We start from the raw sequence: 3,801 nt of genomic DNA, 5'->3' as shown, positions 1-3,801 counted from the left end.
CAGACTCGGCGTTCGACATGCCCGATCTGATTACAAGCCTGATCAGCGCGCGCAGACGGGTAATTTGTTTTCCCATACGCGAATACTGGCTTGATGTCGGACAGATGGAACAATACGAGCGCGCGTCGGTAGACGCTGCGCTGGGCATGATTTAGAAGCGGGAGACGGACTGCGACTTTGCGCAATTCACTTATATGGAAAGATCGCCGGGTCCTGGTGATCGGAGCGGGCGGTTTTATTGGCAGCCACCTCGCCGAACGGCTCGCGCAACTCGGCGCGAAGACCCGTTGCTTCCTCCGCTACACTTCGCAAGGCTCTCTGGGCTGGCTGGCCGATTCGCCCCTGCGTCCAGAACTCGAAATCGTACATGGCGACATCCGCGACTACGAAAGCGTTCTGCGCGCCGCCGAAGATGCAGAGGTCATCTTTCATCTAGCAGCCCTGATCGGCATTCCCTATTCGTACTACTCCCCGCGCTCCTATGTTCAGACAAATATCGAAGGTACGCTGAATATCCTCGAAGCCGCGCGTCGGTACGGCACGGCGCGCCTCATATGCACGTCAACCAGTGAAGTCTATGGCTCGGCCCAGCATGTCCCGATAGCTGAGGGCCATCCGCTGCAAGGTCAGTCGCCATATTCTGCAACCAAGATAGGCGCTGACAAAATTACGGAATCCTATCATCTGTCATTTGACCTTCCGGTTTCGATTGCACGGCCATTCAACTGCTACGGTCCGCGCCAGTCCGCTCGCGCCGTGATTCCGACAATCATTACGCAGGCGCTCTCGCGGTCTTCTGTGCAATTAGGAAGCCTGCACACAATGCGTGATTTCAACTTTGTTTCCGATATCGTAGAAGGATTCATCGCCATTGCCGAAACCCCTGCAACCATCGGCAAGACGCTCAATATCGGCAGTGGCACGGAAACATCGATCCGTGAATTGACCGAAGTGATCTTCGATTTGATCGGGACGGAATGCCTGGTCGGAATCGAGGAGCAGCGCCTGCGTCCGAAAGCCAGCGAGGTAGACCGCCTCTGCGCAAACAGTCTTCTAGTCAATAAGTTGACAGGTTGGAAGTCAACTGTTCCATTGCGAGAAGGGCTGACACAGACTATCGAATGGATAAGTCGGAATCTCGGAAAGTATCCAATCGGCAGCTATGCCATTTGACATTGGCCGACTATGCTTAATTCTCTCGCCAAACGCCTGCCGCACCCGCTCCTGTACCGGTTGTACCATCACAAGCGACTGCGTGAAGAATCGGCCCGCGAGGCAAAGGCCGCGGTCCTCGGAGGATTGCCGTTGCTCGAAACCCTTAACCTGCCCAGCCTGCGGACAAGCGACACGCTGTTTGTTCTCGGCAGTGCGTGGTCTATTAACAGCATATCTGACAAGCGCTGGCAGATCATCGCGAGACACGACAGCGTCGGCATCAATTTCTGGCCAGTTCATCCCTTTCTCCCGCGCTTCTATCATTTTGAAAGCATCGCATTTGAAAATCAGCCAATCATGTTTCAGGCATTCCAGCAGATGGCGCAACGCAAGTCGGAAGCCACGCAGGTACGTTGAAGATCATCACCGAGCTCGCCCCAATCGATTTGCGTCAGACATTGTTTGAGTTGCCGGAAGGCATGAAGAAGAATCTGTACGTCGGCTTTTCCATGCCGGTCGTCGCGTCAAACGATATTCTGTTTATTCCCTCGAGCAAGGGCAAGCAGGCCGCTGCCCGTAGCGTTGATGTTGCCGTTGCGCTGGCTTCAGGGTTTGCCTTCTATGGTGTCTATCGCTGAACTCATCTGCCAGCACACGCCAGAACTTTTTCCAAGGCGTCGGCTGTGTCATGCATATCGCGCTCAGTGAGTGTCGGATGCACAAGAAACATCAGCGCAGTCTCGCCGAGTTCTCTTGCAACAGGTAGTCTCTGAGGCGGACGAAATTCCACAGGAAAAGCCCGCTCCAGATATATTTCGCTGCAACTGCCTACAAAACACGGTACGCCTTCTGCGTTCACAGCATCCACAATGCGCTGCCGATGCCACTCTTTCCGCAGGCATCCAGGCCGCAGGAAAACATAATACTTGTAATAGGCGTGTACAGAGTGGTCGGGCGGTCTGGTTACACGCAGGGCCGCGATCTTCGAAAACCTTTCAATCAATACTCCCGCCAATCTGCGCCTTGTCTGCAGGGATTCAGGAAGGCTCTGCAATTGCACGCGGCCGATGGTGCTTTGCATTTCTGTCATTCGCCAGTTCGTGCCAAAGCTCTCATGTAGCCAGCGGTAGCCTGGTGGGTGAAGACGCCGGTAGACGGCCTCATAATCTTTTCCATGGTCTTTGAAGGCCCATGCACGCGACCATAGTTCTGTGTCGTTCGTCGTCAACATGCCGCCTTCGCCGCCAGTGGTCATGATCTTGTCCTGGCAGAAAGAAAATGCGTTCACGTCGCCCATCGAACCCACAGGATGCCCCTTATATGTGGCCCCATGTGCCTGCGCACAATCTTCAACGACTCGGAGCTTATGTTCGTGCGCGAGATCAAGAATCGGATCCATGTCGCATGGCCATCCCGCAAGATGCACCGCGACAATGGCGCGTGTACGCGAGCTGAGGACGGCCCGGATTGTGTCCGCCGTAACATTCTGCGAATCGCGGTCAACGTCGGCCATTACCGGCGTCGCTCCACGCATAACCGCGCAACTTGCGGATGCAATAAAGGTGCGGCTGGTGGTGATGACTTCATCTCCGGGGCCGATGCCAAGAGCTTGCAGCGCACCCTCCAAAGCAACTGTTCCGTTGGCCAGCGCGACAGCATGTTTCACGCCAGTAAAAGCGGCAAACTCTGCTTCAAATCGCCGGCCTTCATCGCCGGTCCAGTAATTCACCCTGCCCGATTCAAGTACCCGCGCAGCCGCCGCTATCTCTTCCTGCGAAAACGATGGCCAGGGAGCAAACGGATTCTTGCGCAAGGGATCTCCGCCATCAATGGCTAGCTGAATTTGTGTCGATACCTTCATCTGTTCAAATCCGTCGCGCCAGCTCTCTCAGGATACGGGCGGGCGTGCCTGCGGCAACCACCCAGTCATCAACATCGCGAACGACGGTAGCGCCTGCTCCAACGATGGAGCACGTTCCGATCTTGATGTTTGGAATGACCGTTGCACCAATGCCGAGCCATGATAGTTCTCCAACCTGCACATGTCCGCCAATGGCCGTTTTCGGCGAAAGGTGCGCGAAATTTCCAACCTTGCAATCATGCTCGACAATCGCAGCGGTATTGATAATCGCCCCTTGCCCGATTTCCGCATCAGCATTAACAACTGCATGCGGCATAATCACGGCGCCCGGAGATATCTTCACAGAATTCGCAATAGTCGCCGAGGGATGAACGGCGGCCAGCAGATGCATTCCAGACGCAGCGCATCGTTCCGCGATTCCCCGCCGCGCAAAATTGTCGCCCACTCCCAGCGCTACTGTGACGGGCCGTAGGGACGCTTGTTCAGCAAGCCATTTACCATCGCCCATGACCTTGGCTCCATAGACAAGCGCGTCTATAGACGGTCCATCGTCAACAAAGCCTTCAATCTCCGTCCCACAGGCCCGAAGAATATCGGCGACCACTTTTCCGTGGCCGTTCGCGCCATAGATGACAACAGAAACTTTACTGGCTGTCTCTGTCACCTCCGCTCAGCTCCAAACTTCTCCACAGTCGCGTGTCCTTGCTGGCTGATTCCTTCCCGTCGAAAAACGTTTACAACTGTAGACATCAGAATGTGAAGATCAAGCCAAAAATTCCAGTGAT

At 55.1% G+C, this 3,801-nt stretch carries 5 protein-coding genes; 3 read left to right on the top strand and 2 right to left on the bottom strand.

Annotated elements, in window-relative coordinates:
- Positions 1 to 177 precede the first annotated feature (177 nt).
- The 3 genes from VEV40_RS04655 to VEV40_RS04645 are packed head-to-tail and all read left to right on the top strand — an operon-like array spanning position 178 to position 1,793.
- Positions 178 to 1,173 carry a GDP-mannose 4,6-dehydratase gene (locus tag VEV40_RS04655; protein ID WP_324830522.1) on the top strand — a complete coding sequence of 332 codons (996 nt, stop codon included), beginning with the start codon at positions 178 to 180 and terminating at the stop codon, positions 1,171 to 1,173.
- Positions 1,174 to 1,185: 12 nt separating this feature from the next.
- On the top strand, positions 1,186 to 1,572 hold the full coding sequence (locus VEV40_RS04650; protein WP_324830520.1) for a hypothetical protein: 387 nt from the start codon (positions 1,186 to 1,188) through the stop codon (positions 1,570 to 1,572).
- Positions 1,569 to 1,793, top strand: coding sequence for a hypothetical protein (locus tag VEV40_RS04645; protein WP_324830519.1), 225 nt, complete (start codon positions 1,569 to 1,571; stop codon positions 1,791 to 1,793). Before VEV40_RS04650 ends, VEV40_RS04645 begins: the two co-directional genes overlap by 4 nt.
- Before the next feature lie 2 nt (positions 1,794 to 1,795).
- Here the strand turns inward: VEV40_RS04645 and VEV40_RS04640 are convergent, their stop codons facing one another.
- Both VEV40_RS04640 and VEV40_RS04635 read right to left on the bottom strand, forming a co-directional pair.
- Positions 1,796 to 3,016: a DegT/DnrJ/EryC1/StrS aminotransferase family protein gene (locus VEV40_RS04640; RefSeq protein WP_324830518.1), complete on the bottom strand. Its 1,221-nt coding sequence runs from the start codon at positions 3,014 to 3,016 to the stop codon at positions 1,796 to 1,798.
- Positions 3,017 to 3,020: 4 nt separating this feature from the next.
- Positions 3,021 to 3,680: an acetyltransferase gene (locus VEV40_RS04635; protein WP_324830517.1), complete on the bottom strand. Its 660-nt coding sequence runs from the start codon at positions 3,678 to 3,680 to the stop codon at positions 3,021 to 3,023.
- Between the last annotated feature and the right edge of the window lie 121 nt (positions 3,681 to 3,801).

The sequence above is a fragment of the Alloacidobacterium sp. genome, assembly GCF_035631355.1.
Taxonomy (GTDB): Bacteria; Acidobacteriota; Terriglobia; order Terriglobales; family Acidobacteriaceae; genus Alloacidobacterium.
This window is presented reverse-complemented; position numbering and strand designations above follow the sequence as displayed.